Origin of the sequence: Columbia Basin potato purple top phytoplasma (genome assembly GCF_028595955.1) — a bacterium.
In the GTDB taxonomy this organism is placed as follows: domain Bacteria; phylum Bacillota_I; class Bacilli_A; order Acholeplasmatales; family Acholeplasmataceae; genus Phytoplasma.
The window spans coordinates 42,526-58,243 of record NZ_JANHJP010000004.1 but is presented as its reverse complement, the minus strand read 5'-3'; the positions used below and the strand labels follow the sequence as shown (position 1 = coordinate 58,243).

18 protein-coding genes and 1 pseudogene are annotated in these 15,718 nt (G+C 21.1%); 12 read left to right on the top strand and 7 right to left on the bottom strand.

Features of this window, described 5'->3' with window-relative positions:
- Positions 1-842: 842 nt before the first annotated feature.
- The 6 genes and pseudogenes from M8044_RS01500 to M8044_RS01480 all read right to left on the bottom strand — a co-directional run bounded on the left by M8044_RS01500 (position 843) and on the right by M8044_RS01480 (position 3,050).
- Positions 843-1,055, bottom strand: a complete 213-nt coding sequence (locus M8044_RS01500) for an AAA family ATPase (protein WP_273585302.1) — start codon at positions 1,053-1,055, stop codon at positions 843-845.
- Positions 1,052-1,192: pseudogene (locus tag M8044_RS02610) on the bottom strand (AAA family ATPase); the annotation flags it as partial. The gene M8044_RS01500 and the pseudogene M8044_RS02610, both read right to left, overlap by 4 nt.
- 574 nt (positions 1,193-1,766) lie before the next feature.
- On the bottom strand, positions 1,767-1,994 hold the full coding sequence (locus M8044_RS01495) for a hypothetical protein (RefSeq protein WP_273585301.1): 228 nt from the start codon (positions 1,992-1,994) through the stop codon (positions 1,767-1,769).
- Positions 1,982-2,152 carry a hypothetical protein gene (locus M8044_RS01490; protein WP_273585300.1) on the bottom strand — a complete coding sequence of 57 codons (171 nt, stop codon included), beginning with the start codon at positions 2,150-2,152 and terminating at the stop codon, positions 1,982-1,984. Before M8044_RS01490 ends, M8044_RS01495 begins: the two co-directional genes overlap by 13 nt.
- A gap of 280 nt (positions 2,153-2,432) precedes the next feature.
- Complete coding sequence (locus M8044_RS01485; RefSeq protein ID WP_273585299.1) at positions 2,433-2,702, bottom strand: hypothetical protein; 270 nt, start codon at positions 2,700-2,702, stop codon at positions 2,433-2,435.
- A 216-nt stretch (positions 2,703-2,918) separates the two neighbouring features.
- Positions 2,919-3,050, bottom strand: coding sequence for a hypothetical protein (locus M8044_RS01480; RefSeq protein ID WP_273585298.1), 132 nt, complete (start codon positions 3,048-3,050; stop codon positions 2,919-2,921).
- Positions 3,051-3,485: 435 nt separating this feature from the next.
- Here M8044_RS01480 and M8044_RS01475 point away from each other — a divergent pair, with 435 nt between their 5' ends.
- From M8044_RS01475 to M8044_RS01445, 7 genes are all read left to right on the top strand, one after another.
- The gene (locus M8044_RS01475) at positions 3,486-4,202 is read left to right on the top strand and encodes a hypothetical protein (RefSeq protein WP_273585297.1); all 717 of its coding nucleotides are present in this window, start codon (positions 3,486-3,488) and stop codon (positions 4,200-4,202) included.
- 232 nt (positions 4,203-4,434) lie between these two features.
- Positions 4,435-5,043 carry a hypothetical protein gene (locus M8044_RS01470; RefSeq protein WP_273585296.1) on the top strand — a complete coding sequence of 203 codons (609 nt, stop codon included), beginning with the start codon at positions 4,435-4,437 and terminating at the stop codon, positions 5,041-5,043.
- A 102-nt stretch (positions 5,044-5,145) separates the two neighbouring features.
- Positions 5,146-5,544, top strand: a complete 399-nt coding sequence (locus M8044_RS01465; RefSeq protein WP_273585295.1) for a hypothetical protein — start codon at positions 5,146-5,148, stop codon at positions 5,542-5,544.
- A 148-nt stretch (positions 5,545-5,692) separates the two neighbouring features.
- The gene (locus M8044_RS01460) at positions 5,693-6,322 is read left to right on the top strand and encodes a hypothetical protein (protein ID WP_273585294.1); all 630 of its coding nucleotides are present in this window, start codon (positions 5,693-5,695) and stop codon (positions 6,320-6,322) included.
- Between the two features lie 30 nt (positions 6,323-6,352).
- Complete coding sequence (locus tag M8044_RS01455) at positions 6,353-7,708, top strand: AAA family ATPase (RefSeq protein ID WP_273585293.1); 1,356 nt, start codon at positions 6,353-6,355, stop codon at positions 7,706-7,708.
- Positions 7,709-7,724: 16 nt separating this feature from the next.
- Complete coding sequence (locus tag M8044_RS01450) at positions 7,725-9,380, top strand: hypothetical protein (RefSeq protein ID WP_273585292.1); 1,656 nt, start codon at positions 7,725-7,727, stop codon at positions 9,378-9,380.
- A gap of 136 nt (positions 9,381-9,516) precedes the next feature.
- Entirely contained in the window at positions 9,517-10,563 is a 1,047-nt protein-coding gene (locus M8044_RS01445) for a hypothetical protein (RefSeq protein ID WP_273585291.1), read from the top strand.
- A 382-nt stretch (positions 10,564-10,945) separates the two neighbouring features.
- Here M8044_RS01445 and M8044_RS01440 read toward each other — a convergent pair whose 3' ends face one another.
- Positions 10,946-11,911, bottom strand: coding sequence for an IS3 family transposase (locus M8044_RS01440; RefSeq protein ID WP_273585290.1), 966 nt, complete (start codon positions 11,909-11,911; stop codon positions 10,946-10,948).
- A 676-nt stretch (positions 11,912-12,587) separates the two neighbouring features.
- On the opposite strand from M8044_RS01440, the gene infC reads away from it, so the two are divergent.
- From infC to M8044_RS01410, 5 genes are read left to right on the top strand one after another with little or no spacing between them, the layout of a single operon-like run.
- Complete coding sequence (infC, locus tag M8044_RS01435) at positions 12,588-13,085, top strand: translation initiation factor IF-3 (RefSeq protein WP_273585289.1); 498 nt, start codon at positions 12,588-12,590, stop codon at positions 13,083-13,085.
- A gap of 42 nt (positions 13,086-13,127) precedes the next feature.
- Positions 13,128-13,316, top strand: coding sequence for a 50S ribosomal protein L35 (gene rpmI, locus M8044_RS01430; RefSeq protein ID WP_273585288.1), 189 nt, complete (start codon positions 13,128-13,130; stop codon positions 13,314-13,316).
- A 34-nt stretch (positions 13,317-13,350) separates the two neighbouring features.
- Positions 13,351-13,926 carry a 50S ribosomal protein L20 gene (rplT, locus tag M8044_RS01425; RefSeq protein WP_323805915.1) on the top strand — a complete coding sequence of 192 codons (576 nt, stop codon included), beginning with the start codon at positions 13,351-13,353 and terminating at the stop codon, positions 13,924-13,926.
- Between the two features lie 35 nt (positions 13,927-13,961).
- Positions 13,962-14,588: a hypothetical protein gene (locus M8044_RS01415; RefSeq protein ID WP_273585287.1), complete on the top strand. Its 627-nt coding sequence runs from the start codon at positions 13,962-13,964 to the stop codon at positions 14,586-14,588.
- Between the two features lie 34 nt (positions 14,589-14,622).
- Complete coding sequence (locus M8044_RS01410; RefSeq protein ID WP_273585286.1) at positions 14,623-15,684, top strand: M42 family metallopeptidase; 1,062 nt, start codon at positions 14,623-14,625, stop codon at positions 15,682-15,684.
- Positions 15,685-15,718: the final 34 nt, after the last annotated feature.

Genomic DNA, 15,718 nt, shown 5'->3' with positions numbered 1-15,718 from the left:
CGGACCTTCTAACAAAACACCTTTAGGAATTGAAGCCCCTATTTTTTGATATTTTTGAGGTTGTTTTAAGAAATCAATTAATTCTTTCATTTCCTCTTTTTTATGTGTTATTTTATTTTTAAATAAACTGTTTAAAAGAACCTAATTCAAAAAAATCTAATTTCTTTTAAATTTTTGATATCAGTTTCTACTATTTTGTCAATTAATTCATAAGGGTTAAAATTATTTTTTCATTAAACTATTGTTCTTTAATTTCAAATAAAAAAATTCCAATAAATAAAATAACAAAAGCCAAAAGAAATACTAATTTATTTTTTTTCATTTTTTTATTTACCTTCTAAAAATTTGATTTTTTTATTTTTATTTTTTTGATATTTTTTATATATGGAAAAAGAAATTCCAATTAAAATGTATAATTAAACCTAATAATATAAAATATACAGAAATTTGATTTATAATTCTCTTCTTATAAGAAAATAATGAGGTTCAGGAATTTTTTTCTTCTTATTTTTTTCTAATTTTTAATTAATAATATCCTCAGTAATAAAACATTTTTCAGATGAATTATTATTGTCCGGATCTATAAGCTTCTAATAACAATTTATTAATAAATTTAATAAAATCAACATTACTAAATTTCAAATTTATACCTTTTTAAGGGATTTTTTCTAAAATTACATCTTTTATGTTTTGATTAGAAACATCATAATATAATGCTAGATCTAAATTTTTTTCTTGTAATTTTTGTTTTAAAAGAATTTTAGTATCTTTTTTGTTATGTAAACCGATGAAAATATGTTTTTCTAATATTACAGATCGAATCGCAGCAGAATCTAAAGAATCTAAGAGATTAGTTTTGCTCCTATGAAAAAAATAGGGAATTTTTCTTCTTTAAATCCGTCTAATTCACTTAAGAATTGATTAACCATTTGATTATGAGATAAGTCCTCTCTCCCTGAGGATGAATCAATTGTTTTTGTTCTTCGAGATAATAAAGCATCAATTTCATCTATAAAAATAATATAAGGGCTTTTTTTTATGTCTTGTTGATTCAACCAAACATTTCTCTAACTTTTCTTGCGCCTTCACTCATAAATTTATCTTCAAATTCAGATCCGCTATAATTGAAAAAAGGAATATCAAAATCAGAAGTTAAAGTTCTAGCTAAATGAGTTTTACCTGTACCAAGAGGACCATGTAAAACATAACCCCTATGGAATTTTAATTTTCATTCCATCATATTTTGTAGGATTTCCTAAATAATCATAAATATATCTAAATTTTTTTTCACTTCTTCAAAACCTAAAAAAGAAGATAAAAAAGAATTATTATTTGATTTTAATTGAAATTTAATTCTAATTGGTCGGTTTTTTTTGAGTCTATAAAATATTTGTTGTCCGTTTTTTTTATATTATCATGACATACGATATTAAAGCTTCATTATTATTCGAAATAAATTCTATTTTTAAAATATCTTTTAGCTAATTTAACTGAGGAGGATATTGTTTAATAATAGATGTTTTGAAAGATTCTATATTTCTAACTTTAACTTACAATCCAGGATCTTATAATTCTATTATTTCACTTAATGATTTTAATTTAAAATTAATTTTAAGTTCAATTAAATCGTTTGAATCATCTAAATTTATTAAAATAATTTTGTTGTTTTTTTGATCTGTATTTTCAATTAATTTAACTTCAAACCTAACTTCTTTTAATTCTGTGGATTTTTGTTCACTAATTTTTGTTTGTATAATTGAAACATTTTATTCTTGAATATTTTTTTCTTGTTCTTGATCTAAACTAATAATTGAATTTAAATTAAATATTTCATTTAATTTAAGTTTATCAAAAATTATAAGTGATTGAAAAATTTGAGATGATTTTAAGCGAATTTTAGCCATCAATTTTTTATTTAAATCATTATTATCTAATGATAAATAATCTTTTGTTAAGTTTAAAATTAAAAAGAAATTTTCATTTATTTTGAACAATTCATTTTTTTATCACTGATTATTTCAGATAATAAATTATCTGGCAGATTTTGTCGAAAAGTCAAATTTGTATATTCAACATTTTTGTTATCCAAAGACATTTTGCCTTCTGAAACATACAAGATAATATTTTCTTTTTTTATTTGCTTTGATTTCATTAGAGGTTGTTTTTGTGAGCATCTAACTTACCTTCTGAATCAAAAAAAAATAATATATTTTTCTATTTCATTAGAGATTGTGTTTTTGGCATCTAAATTATTAGAACTTTTACCTTAATCCATTTGATCCTCCTCTGCCTTAAAATATCTAATTTCTTCAATTTTTTTTCAATTTTATTATTTTTTATTTATGTAGTTTTTATTTTTTTGCTCTTTTGCCAATTTTTTCTTAAACAATCTTCTGTCAAATAATATATTTCTTCTAATTCTTGTGTTTCTTTTATATTTTTTGTGGATGATTATCATATTTTGTTTTTATAGTATTTTGGATAGAGCTTCGCTCCAAATTCATAGAACCATCTTCTTTAAAAAATTTTTGAAATAATTTTTCTTCTTCTTTATTTGAATTATGTTTTATTGTTGTAAATGTCATATCCGTTTGAGACTCCCAATTAAAGAAACCATTTTTTTGGAATATTCGGTTCCTTAGAAGTCTTGATTGAGTGTTATCTCTTTTTATTTCTTGAAATATTATATTATTTCCGGCCAAAACTGAATTATTACTATCAAATTGTCTTACAATTGAAATTTCTATTTCTTCTTCAATTTCAAGTAATTTTATAAAAATTTTAAATTGTAAAAATTGCCCCGTTTGTTATTAAAGTTTCTTTTATTTCATATAATGTTGAAGCTTTTGTTTCGATATATTTGTCGGAAGTCTCTAATATTATCTTGATAAACTAGCAAATTATTAAATCTCATAACATTATTTATTTTTTCTTTTGTTATATATATTATCTATTTTTTTTAAAGTTTGATATTCTTCATTTGATAATAAAGCTTCTAAATTATTTTGGTCATTATAATTTCCTTTAATAAATTGAAAATTTACTAACAATAATAATATTCCCATCGCTATTATTGATTTAAAAAAACATTAAAATTTTTGTCTTTTTTTTCAAGTAATTGTTTTTGGATTAATCATTTATATATTTTAAAACCTCTTTTCTTATTTTTCTTTATTAAAACATAAAAAAAACAAGTTTTATTAACTGAAACAAAATTTCTTCAAAACTTAATTTTTTTGAAAAAAAATAAGTCAAATTATTATTTGAATAAAGAATTTGACTTAAATATATTTTTTTTAAAAAAATTCATTTTAATAAAACAAAACATTATTAAATTATTTTTATTCAGCTATATATTTTTTTCTATATCTATATCAGATGCATCCCATATATTAAACATTTTTAATTTATCCAAATATAAAATTTTTTATTATATATTTTTATATTCTTTTCATAAATAAAAAGAAATAAGGACAAAAAAATATATGAGCAAAAATATAAAAAATTATTTAAAAATAGAACAAAATATTAATAAATTATTTTATATTTATTTCAAAGAAAATAAAAAAAATTATTTCATTCGTGAAAAAATATTTTTATTATTTTATAAATATATAATTTCTCATATTGTACGAAAATTAAAATATTGTCCTAGATGCTTAGAAAAAAAAGATTTAATAAATGAAGGAAGTTTAGTTATTAATGATGCATTATTAAAATATATTTACGGAGTATACAATTGTGATTTCACCACTTTTACCAAAAGAAAAATCAAACAACAAATTGATAAATTAATTCGTTTAAGTCATTCGCCTTCTGTCCCGATTAGAATTTATAATAAAAATAAAAAAGAAAAAAAGCCAAATCAAAATACTGAATCATTATCATCGGATAAATATATTCAAAAACAACAAATAGAAAAGTATGAATATAATCCATACTATCCTAGAAATCTTAATCCTCATCAATTATATATCAAACAAATCAATCATGAAAACTTTTTAAAAAACATGAAAAGAAAATTAAATCCTATAGAATGTCAAATTCTAATATATAGTTATGGCATTTCAACAAATTATCTTGATTCGAATTATCCTTGTATTTTAATTGATCAAGAAATATCATTAAAACTAAATATAACAAAAAAACAAATTTATAAATATAGAGAAAAAGCCATTTTCAAACTTAAATATCGCAAATAACAAATAAAATTTTTATTCTTTTGCATGACCTAAGTAAGTCTTAAAACTGCTTTTTTTTAATTTAACGAATTCGTTGTTTTACAAAATTATCAAATCCTTAAATTTAAGGCCATATTTAATTTATTATATAAAATTATTAAAAAATTTTTTAATGTATATTATTTTGAATATAATTTCATAATTTTATAAATATTTTTTTTGACACAAAAATTAAAATAAGGAGATTACGAAAGTGAAACAACAAGAACAAGAAAATAAAGAAAAAGAATCTAAATTTCCGCACTTAGATATATTCGGCAAAAACTTTAATTTCACCACAATGCAAATTATTGTATTTATTTTAATTTGTCATATTTATAAAGAATGGGATCCAGACGCCATTAAAACATTAAATGTTTCATTTTTATTTTTCCTAAAAAATTTTGTTGCATTTTATTTTCAAATTATTTTATTCAAAAAATATATTAATAATATAAATTTTTTGAAAAATAAAAATAATAATCAACCAATTTGTGATGCATTGTATAATCAAATTCAACAGAAAGTTTTAAATGACGGCAAAATAAAAGAACAAATCTTAACTGAATTAGAAAATGAATATCAACAAATATTAAAAGGAGATGCTAATAAACTTATTTCAGAAGTCATCTCTAAAACATTTCAAAATCATTCAAATAATAATTTTGTTAATAAATCCAATAATTCAGAAAATGAAACAAAAAAACGAGACTTAAATGATATAGATAACATTGACGAATCTAATAATGAAAAAAAAGATTCTAATAAATCAGATAATGTAACAAAAGATTCTCACGAAGATGATCCTAATTCTTTAAAATAAAATTTTTTTTAATTTTTTTTAATAAGTTCAAAAAGAGACTAATTCAAATTTAGTCTCTTTTTTTTTATTCAAATAAAAAATAAAAAAAGGAAATAAAAAATTATGTTCTTTCAAAATAAACCAAATTTTTTTAAAATATTTATTTCTATTATTTTGTTTATTATTGTGTCTTTAACAGCTTTATTCTCTATTAAATATAGTAGAGTACATAAAGCAGCAGAAGATGATTTAAAAACAAATAATGTCGATTATGATGATATAAACGAAGAAGAGTTATATAATTTAATTCAAGATCCTAACAAATTAATAAATTTAATCAAATCAAATAAAGAACTTAAAGAAAAAAATAAAAGTAATAGTGAATTAATATCTTATTTAAGCGATCAAATTGCATTTTCAGAAAATCGTATTTTAGAAGCAAATAAGTTAATCGAAATACAAAAAGAAAAAATCAATACTTTAACCCAAGAAAATAACGATTTAAAAAAAGATAAATATTAATTTAATAAATAAAAAAAATCAACATAAATGAATATTAATTATTCCTAAAATTATGTTTTTATTAAAAAAATTAGAAATAATATCGCAATTTATTATTATTATATTTTTTTATAAAAATAAAAAAATCAAAGTAAGGAATTTAAGTTTAATGAAAACGAAAAAAAAGCAAATAAACAAAAATAAAATCAAAATTATCATTTTATTATTAATAATAACATTCATATTATCTTTAACAGCATTATCTATTTTCTTTCAAAAAAGAAAAGAAGAAATTAAATTAGAAAATAATTTTCCAACTTTTGAAGTAGAAATAATAGGAGGAAATAATCAAAATAAATATCTTATTCCAATTGAAATTCCTAATTTAAATAAAGAGAAATATGATCATTTAATAAATATTGAACACAAAGCTACTTTAAAATCTAACAACATGGAAATAAAAGAAATTTTATTTTTAAAAATACAAATTTCTCTAGATACTCAAAATACATTTTATAACCCAGAAAAATATTTTGATTTTCAAATTATTACAACAAATGCTGATAAAAAAAATAAAATTTACTCTAACGAAGAAAGACCTTATTATATTACAATGAAAGAAAATGAAACACAATCAATAATAATTAACACTCAAATTCAACAAAAAGAAATACTTTCATCTGATAATCCTAGACTTTATCTCGTTTATGATTATGAAATAGTAGATCAACAAGGTAAAACAATAACTGGAGGGTCTAATATCGTTTCAAACAAAATAAGTAATATTGTTAATAAATAAGTTTATTATTAACAAAAAAGGATGCAATATATGTTTCAACAACAAAATAACAACATTCAAATACAAAAAAAAATATTTATTATTGCTATTTGTATTTTATTTTTTATCTCTTTTGTTCTAGTTCTTTATGCTTCAGTTAATCATCAAAATATGATCCAACATGACAAAAAAATTAATACAATAGAAAAAAACAATTTTTATATAAATAAAAATTTAAAACAAATAGAACAAAATATTCAAGCAAAAAAAGATCAAGAAGAAACAGAAGAAAAATTAGAAAATAATTCTAATAAAAAAAATAAAATGCATGGGTTAAATAAAGATATTTTAATAGAAAGCGAAAATTTTATAGCCCAAGATTCTAAAAAATTTCCTACTTTTGAAAAATTAGTAGGATTAAAGGAAGCTAAATCAGCAGCTAAAGGATTTGTAAATTTTTTAAAAAATAAAAAAGCTTTCGAAAACAGAGGAAAAATATTTTCGCCAACAGGTTTAATGATGTATGGTACACCTGGTTGTGGTAAAACTATTTTTGCGGGTTCAATCGCAAAAGAAACAGAATTACCTTTTATTGAAGTTTCATGTTCTATTTTTGCACAAGAATTTGTAGGAAAAGCCCCACGAATGGTTAAAGAATTATTTGATTTGGCTAGAGAAGCGGCTCATCAAAATGGTAAAGGAGCAATTATATTTTTAGATGAATGTGAAAATATTTTTTTAAATATTGATAGTTTAAAACCTGGTTCTGAAATAGCTAATGTTGTTAATGAATTCAAAATTCAATTAGAACCAAGAGAAGAAGAACGTAACCCCGAACAACCTATTTTTGTTATAGGTGCAACTAATCATATTGACGGAATAGAACCTGCTATTTTATCACGTTTTAATCATCTTATCGAATTAAAACCAGGAAATGAATTAGAACGTCAAATTCAATTTGAAAGTATTTTGCAACATAATCAATTTCCTATCACTAAAGAGGCTAAAGAATATTTATTAAACACAATTAATAAAGCATTAGATCATTTGCCTCCACAATATGAAAAAACTATGAATGGCACTATAATAGAGATTCCGATAGAAAAAAATTATAAAAAAGCTTATCGTGTTTTAGAAAATTTAATTAAAGAAGCAAATTTAAAATCTATTGATCGCGAAATAACATTAATAACAGAACAAAAAGAATGTGAGCACCCTAAACATCAAGAACTATTCCAAAATAATATAACTTTTGCCAATAATAATAAAATAAAACAACAAACTAATCCTAATATTTTAGAAAATTGTTGTGAATGCAAAGCTATTAATGTTGAAGATTTAAAAAAAGCTTATCAAATAATAATAGATGATTCATATAAATCTTTAAGCAAAATAAAATCAAATTAAAAGGAGAATGAAAAAAATGTTCTCAATTTTTAGTATTTTCACAAATTTCAAATTATATTTTATTATTTTTATAATCGGAATAATTATACTTCTTATATTTCGTTTTCTACCTATAATTAACAAATTAAGAGGGAAAAAAACTTCAGTAAAAGAAATTATTTTTTTTTCTTTAATTATATTAGGTATTATATTTATATTTTGGTTCTTCCTTTGGCGAAAAGAACCTATAACAAAAAATTATGATAAATTAACTAATGAAGTGAATAAAGCTATTGATAAATATGAAGATATTGCCCATAATTATAAAGGATTAAAATCTAATTGGGAAAAAGAACTCCAAAACGCTGAACAAGAATTAAAAAAACTTCACGAAGAAAAAGAAATTACTGAATTAGATAAAGAAAAAATTCAATTAAGTCTTGATACGAACGAAGCTCATATTAAAAATATTAAAAATCAATTAACTAATATTCGTAATGAAATATTAATCGAACAAGGTAAATTAAAAGATTTAGAAAAAAATAAAGAAAAAATTGAAAAAGAAATAAAACAAAAAGAAGAAGAGGCGCTGAAAGAAATAAACGAAAACAAAAAAAATAAATTATATGAAGAAATCGGAAATTTAAGAAAACAACATATAAAAATAGTAGAAGAAATAACAAATACAAAAATAAAAATTAAAAAATTAGAAACAGCTGAAATTTCATTAAAAAAACAATTAAAAATTGTAGAAGATTTTAAACAAAAATTAACAACATCTATGAATGAATTAAATGCAGAATTAAAAAAAATAGCATCTTATATTATGACAATGGAGGAGAAAAAACAAGAAATACAAAAAAATCTTGATGAAATAAAAAACAAAATAGACAAAATACAAACAGAATGTGAAGCTTATAAAAACTTTAAATCTATTTTACTAATCCTGAGACAAAACGCTGAAGCATGGGAAAGATCCAATTCATTTTCCTTCGGTAATTTAGCAAAAGTATTTTTCAAAGCTTTCGATCGTATTACCGATTTACTTACTGTTAAAAAAAAATTTTTTGTATCTAACAATGAAATAATATTTGAAAAAAATTCTACTACCCTAACAAATAATTCACAAATCGATACAACATCAATAAAATTACCGCAAGGACATCCTATATCAATTATGATCAATAGTTTAGTTCGAAAACAAGGGGAAGAGCCTCAAATGATAAGCACTGAACTTTTAAAAATTTATATGGATGATATTCATAAAGAATTAATGAAATTAGAAAGAGAATATAAAGAATATGAAGAAAAATATAGAAATTATAAAATGCAAAACGATAATAATAAAATTATTCAAAACATCAGAGATTTCAAAATAAAAACAGCTAAAGACAATGATAAAGTTATGGAAGATTATAGTACATGGTTAGGACAATATGAAAAATTAACAGAAGAATTGAGTAAAAAACAAGATGAATTTATAGAAAAAGAAAATCACTTCAATATAATAAATAATTTAGATAAACAAAAAGATAAAATTGAAGAAAATATAGAAGAAAAAGAAATAGAATATAATGAATTAAAACAACAAAATCCTAATTATGCTAAAATTCAACAAAACATAATTAATAGAAAAAATCAAAAAAATGGTATCAAAGCTCCTGTATTCCAAATAAAACAAATAAATAATTAATATCTGATATAAAATAAAATGTCAAAAAATTTTTATTATAAAAATGATAATTTCAAATAATTTCGCTTTAATTAAAATAAAAAATTTGATTATTTTATATAAAAAATATAAATACGAATAAACAAGGATATAAAAAATGATATTAAAAAAAAATAAATTTGGTTTCAAAATTTTATTTTATTGTATTATTATGATATTTCTTAAATCCAACAATATACTCGGTTATTTTCATATTCGTTTAGGAGAAAAAGAAAATATTTCAAAATATCAAATTAAAATTATAGATATAAATGAAATAGCCAATAAATGGATCACCAATGAACCACCTACGCAAGTATATGATATCAATATTGAAGAAACAGAAGATATGAAACTATTTTTAAAAGAATTGAAAAATTTAGATACAAATTTAAAAAATCATATACCAGGTTATAATGCTTTTAATACGAATTCTTTAAATTATATATCTTTAAAAAATCCTCCTAAGGAATTATTAGGTATTTATATCGTGCCTAGAAATAATCCTTTTAAAAAAAAATATCCAGACACACAATACTCGACTACATTAGAAGAATTATTAAATAATAATAAAATTTCAATGAAAGAAATTTATTGTTTTTGGAATGTTAAAACAAAATCTCAAGATCCCCCCAACGTTGCAATTCATCATATTTATGGCAGTATATTTGAAGGTAAGGAGGAGGATTATCATGGATCAAATACAATAAACAGGTATATAAATCATTATAACAAATATATCCGAAATAAATGTTATAATATGACTCTTGAATCAGGTATAATCATACCTTTACCTGATGAAAGTTTGTTTAATGGTTTAAAAATAACGCATATTTATTTTGATAATGGTATCCGTATTATAAAAAAAGGAACAACAAAAGATCTTTTAAAAATGGCTAATGGAGCTAAAAATATCTATGTTTTTAGTTTAGAATATATTCCAAAGAATTGGGCTCCGCATGATTATAATTTTTTGAATAGAAGTAAATTTTTTGATAAACTTTTTCAAGATCATCCAGGACCTGAATTTTTTTATCAATTTCCGCCTGGAGACCCACGTCAAGCTTGTCCTATTTTTAAGGGCTATAATTATGAATTTATTTTTAAGACAGGAGAATACAAAAACTTCAATTTAATAGAAGAATTAACTAAACAAACAAGATAAATTTATAGAAAAAAGAAAATCACTTCAACAATATAATAAATAATTTAGATAAAAAAGAATATAAACAAAAAAAGATATAAAAATGATATTAAAAATAAATGTTATAATACGACTCCTCATCCAGACCTTATTTATACCTTTACCTGATGAAAGTTTTTTCAAATAGTGAAAAATAATAAATATTTATTTTTATGATAATATGGGTATTAATAAACAAAGGAAAGACCGAATATCTTTTTAAAATGGTTAATGGAACTAAAATATCTATGTCTTTAGTTTTTAGATAATTAAAATTATAAACCTATTTTATTATAAGCCCTCCTTAAAAGAGACCTAATCACATAAATAAGCTTTACACGCGATATTAATTTATTTATTTTATTTAAAAATTTTTAAATTTTAAATATTGTAAAGGGGATTTATAATTAAACTTAGCTAATATCCAATTTTTATTGTAATAAAAAATAAAACTTTTAATTCTTTTTTTTAATGTTTCAAAAGTATATTGTTGATGAGAAGAAGATGTATTTTCTTTTAAATATCCTTTTAAAGTACCAAAATAAGATTCTATCATTGCATTATCAAATGGAAAAGCTTTTCTAGAAAAACTAATTAAAAATCCTTTGTTTTTAAGATAATTTTTAAATTTAATATTTTGATAAACACTACCTTGATCTGAATGCATAATACAAGGTTCTTTTAATTTAGGTAATTTTTGAAAAGTTTTTTTTACTAATTCTAAATTAGGTTTCTTACTTATTGCAGATGATAAAATTTGATTATTGAAACCATCTATTATAACTGATAACCAAAATTTACCGTTTTTAGTAGAAAAACAAGTCAAATCAGTATATATTTTTTTCAAAGGTTTATCAGCTTTAAAATTAAAATTAATTAAATTACAATTTTTTTCTCTTGAGATATAAACATTTCTCTTATTATAAGGTTTTCTATATGTCATCAACCATTTATTCATACGCATAATATGTAATACTTTTTTATTATTAACTATTTCTTTATAAGTTTGAAAATAAAGATTTGTAATTTTCCGATAACCAAAAGAATATCCAGTTTTTTTACATAAACGTCCAAGTCTTTCAATAATTTTATTATAATTAGATTCTCTTTTTTCTTTTTGATGCTGAACTTTTTTCCAATAATAATAAGAATTACGGTTTATTTTTAATAATTTTAAAATATCTGTAATTTTCAAATATTTTTTATAAAATTTAATCAAAACAAAAATAAAATCTCTAAAATTAGGTTTTTGATATTCGATAACTAATTGTAATAATTCAATTTCCTTTTGCCTTATAACATTTGAATTTTGATTTTGATTTTTTATCATATCTATAGTTTTTCCTATTTTTAACTTAATTTTATAAAAAAGAAAATATTATAAAATGATTACACATATAGGTAAAATATAAATTAAAAAATAAATTTATAAGGGATTTTTACATTTTTGTTTGCATATATATAATGAAAGACAAAATATTTAAATTATTATTTAGCACATTAAGTACTTATATAATTTATTATATTTTAATTTTTTTATTTATTATTTAAAAAAATGATATTATAAATAAAAAAATGATTTTTTATTTTTGTTAAAAATTTGTAATTATTTGGGTGCAGTTCAGAGTACAAATAATTAAAAATAAAAAATAATTTCTTTAAAAATTTTTTTTAATGTATAATAATATAGTATTGAGAAAAAAAATTAAAAAAGTGAAAAAGAAGAGTCAACTCTCCTCTACCTGAAAAATAAATTTAAATTTATTTTTAGGTAATAAAGCACAATAAATAATAATCTAAAACAAAATTTTTAAAAATTTTGTTTTAATATTTTATTATTTACAATATCCATAAAATATAGAGAGTACTTTTTTATAAGTACTTTTTTTTTATAAATTTTTTTATTTTTTTTATAAAAAATGGGATATAAAAATTATTTTTTCAAAAAGGAGTTATTTAATATTAAATACAATAAAAATATTAAAAAAGATAAAAAAATAAATATCTTGTATAATGAAAATATTCCCCAAGGAGAATATTTGGTAATTGATGAAAATGGAGACAAATTAGGGGTTTTAGAAAAAGATAAAATAATTGAAATGTCTGAAGAAAAAGACACAGATATAGTAATGATTAATCCAAATTCTAATCCTCAAGTAGTTCGTTTAATTAATTATTCATCGTTTCGTTATAAGCATCAAAAAAAATTGAAAGAAATCAAAAAAAAACAATCTACAGTAGTTGTAAAAGAAATTCGTATTAGCCCTAATATTGATGCTAATGATTTAAATGTTAAAATAAAAAGAGCTTTTAATTTTTTAAAACAGGGTGATAAAGTAAAAATTATTATGCGTTTTAAAGGAAGAATGATAACACATAGTGATTTAGGTAAAAATATTTTTGATAAAATTACATCTGATTTAAAAGATTTAGGTAATTTTGATGTAGCTCCTAAAATGGTTTCTAATCAAATGATTACTGTTTTATCGCCTAAAACAAAATAAATTATATTTCTTATTAAAATCAAAAGGAATAACGAAATAATTATGATTAAAAAAAAAACTCATAGAGGTTTAAAAAAAAGAATTAAAATAACTAGTACTGGCAAAATGTTAAGAAGATATGCTTATAAAAATCACTTAGCTGGTTCTAAAACAACAAAACAAAATAGACAATTAAGAGGAATTACAAAAGTAGACATTTCTGATGTAAGAAGAATTAAATATCTTATTTAAATTCTCAAAATAAACTTAAGAAGGCAAAATAAAGATGGTTAAAATAAATTTCGTTACAGCAAGACATAAAAAACGTAAAAAAATATTAAAATTAGCAAAAGGTTATGTCGGTTCTAAAAGCACCCTTTTCAGAACAGCTAAAGAACAGGTAATGCGTTCTTTACAATATGCTTACAGAGATAGAAGACAAAAAAAGAGAAATTTTAGAAAAATATGGATTACAAGAATTAATGCTGGTTGTTTGAATAATAATATTAGTTATTCTAAATTTATACACGGACTTGCGTTATCCAAAATAGAAATTAATCGTAAAATGTTAGCTGATATGGCTTATAATGAACCTCAAATGTTTGTTAATTATGTCAATGTATCTAAAAAAGCTTTAGAACAAAAAGATTTAAATAAAGAAGAAAATATTACAAAAAAAGAAAATATTTCAACAAAAGAAATAAAAAAAACAAAAGATGAAAATATAGAACAAGAAAATTTAAGCCAAGAAAATCTAAATAAAAAAACATTAGTAGAATTAAAAAAGATAGCACAAAAGCATCAAATAAAAAATATTTCTAAATTAAAAAAAATAGATTTAATTAATTTATTAAAAAAATAAATCCTGAAAGGGAGGATACGGAAAAAAGAATATAAATGATAAAAACAGAAGTTACAAAAAAACAAACTTTTTTAATATTATTAAAAATAATATTTTTTGCATTAATTTCTTTAACAACTTTTTGTTGGTTAGATTCAACATGGAACATTAATGGTTATTCAATTGTTCCTTCTAAAATTTTATTAGGTCTTGTCGTTTTATTTATTAATTATTTATTAGTATTTAATAATTTTAAAAAAAGTAAAGGTTTTGCTAAAATTCTCTTTTTTATCGAAAGTATTATATTCATTTTAGTTTCTTTAATACTTATTTTTCATTTTTTTATAAAAAATAACTATATCGAAAAAATATTTGAATTATATTATATAATTTATTATATTTTTATAACTCATAGTATTGTAGAATTGTATATTAATCAATTAAATAATAAAGTAAATATTATATCCTCTATGAAATTCATATTATTTATATCATTATTAAGTATAAGTTGCTATCTTAGAGGTTCTGAAATAAATTTATCAAATTATTTCAGAACAATTTTAGGTATTGTATTTTTAATAGTAAGTATATATTACATATATAAACTTGTTATACAAATGAATCATTTAAAACAAAATAAAAAAAATATTAACCAATCAGAAGAAGAAGAAACAGTAGAATAAAATTTTAAAATTTAAGGAGTTTAATTAAATTATTATGTCTGATCTATTAAAACAATTAAAAGATTTAACTATGTTAAGTGGTGTACCTGGACAAGAAAAAGAAGTTAACAATTATATTAAAAAAAATATTCAAGGACAATTTGACAAAATTGAATACGATAATTTAGGAAGTTTAATGTTTTATAAAGGCAATAAAGGACCAAAAATTATGTTAGCTGGTCATGTAGATGAAATTGGTTTAATAGTAACTGAAATCACTAAAGAAGGTTTTATTAAATTCCAACCTCTGGGCGGATGGATAACTGGAGTTATGTTAGCTCAAAAATGGAATATCCACACTCATAAAGGTGTTATAAGAGGTATTACAGGTGCTAGACCGCCTCACATATTACCTTTATCAGAAAGAAATAAAACTCCTGAAATGAAAAATTTATTTTTAGATCTTGGTGTTTATAATAAAGAAGAAGCAGAAAATTTAGGTGTTAGAATAGGAGATATGATCACTCCTTATAGCGAATTTGAACTTTTAGCTAATAAAGATTTTATAGCAGCTAAAGCTTTAGATAATCGTGTAGGCGCTTTAATAGTAATGAAAGTAATTGAAACTTTAAAAGATAATCCTAATCAATGTATCGGTGCTTTTACAGTTCAAGAAGAAGTAGGTTTAAGAGGAGCTAAAACAAGTACAAATAAAGCAAAACCTGTAATAGCTATTGCTGTAGATACTAGTGTTGCTGATGATGTTCCAGGTGATGCGAATGCTCATATTAAAGTTTTAGGTCAAGGACCTCAACTTACTTGTTGGGATCATGGTTTAGTTCATCACAAAGCTTTAAGAGAATTATTCATTAAAACAGCTAAAGAAAATGATATTCCTTTTCAAGAATCTAAACCAAGCGGTGGACAAACTGATGCTTCAGCAATACATGTTCAAAATGAAGGAGCAGCATCTCTTTCTATTAGCGTGCCAACTCGTTATATACATTCTCATACTTCTGTTATCCATACAAAAGATATCGAAAATACAATTAAACTTCTAGTTTTATTAATAAAACAATTAGACGAAAAAAAAGTACAAGAAATTTTATTTAACTAATTCAAATTTTATTAAAAAATAATCATAATTAATA

What these genes read in the sequence shown, in the direction of transcription:
- M8044_RS01460 (WP_273585294.1), top strand. Translation starts at nt 5,693, where the DNA reads ATGAAAACGAAAAAAAAGCAAATAAACAAAAATAAAATCAAAATTATC.
- M8044_RS01440 (WP_273585290.1), bottom strand. Translation starts at nt 11,911, where the DNA reads ATGATAAAAAATCAAAATCAAAATTCAAATGTTATAAGGCAAAAGGAA.
- rplT (WP_323805915.1), top strand. Translation starts at nt 13,351, where the DNA reads ATGGTTAAAATAAATTTCGTTACAGCAAGACATAAAAAACGTAAAAAA.
- M8044_RS01475 (WP_273585297.1), top strand. Translation starts at nt 3,486, where the DNA reads ATGAGCAAAAATATAAAAAATTATTTAAAAATAGAACAAAATATTAAT.
- rpmI (WP_273585288.1), top strand. Translation starts at nt 13,128, where the DNA reads ATGATTAAAAAAAAAACTCATAGAGGTTTAAAAAAAAGAATTAAAATA.
- M8044_RS01490 (WP_273585300.1), bottom strand. Translation starts at nt 2,152, where the DNA reads ATGAAATCAAAGCAAATAAAAAAAGAAAATATTATCTTGTATGTTTCA.
- M8044_RS01455 (WP_273585293.1), top strand. Translation starts at nt 6,353, where the DNA reads ATGTTTCAACAACAAAATAACAACATTCAAATACAAAAAAAAATATTT.
- M8044_RS01415 (WP_273585287.1), top strand. Translation starts at nt 13,962, where the DNA reads ATGATAAAAACAGAAGTTACAAAAAAACAAACTTTTTTAATATTATTA.
- M8044_RS01465 (WP_273585295.1), top strand. Translation starts at nt 5,146, where the DNA reads ATGTTCTTTCAAAATAAACCAAATTTTTTTAAAATATTTATTTCTATT.
- M8044_RS01450 (WP_273585292.1), top strand. Translation starts at nt 7,725, where the DNA reads ATGTTCTCAATTTTTAGTATTTTCACAAATTTCAAATTATATTTTATT.
- M8044_RS01410 (WP_273585286.1), top strand. Translation starts at nt 14,623, where the DNA reads ATGTCTGATCTATTAAAACAATTAAAAGATTTAACTATGTTAAGTGGT.
- M8044_RS01445 (WP_273585291.1), top strand. Translation starts at nt 9,517, where the DNA reads ATGATATTAAAAAAAAATAAATTTGGTTTCAAAATTTTATTTTATTGT.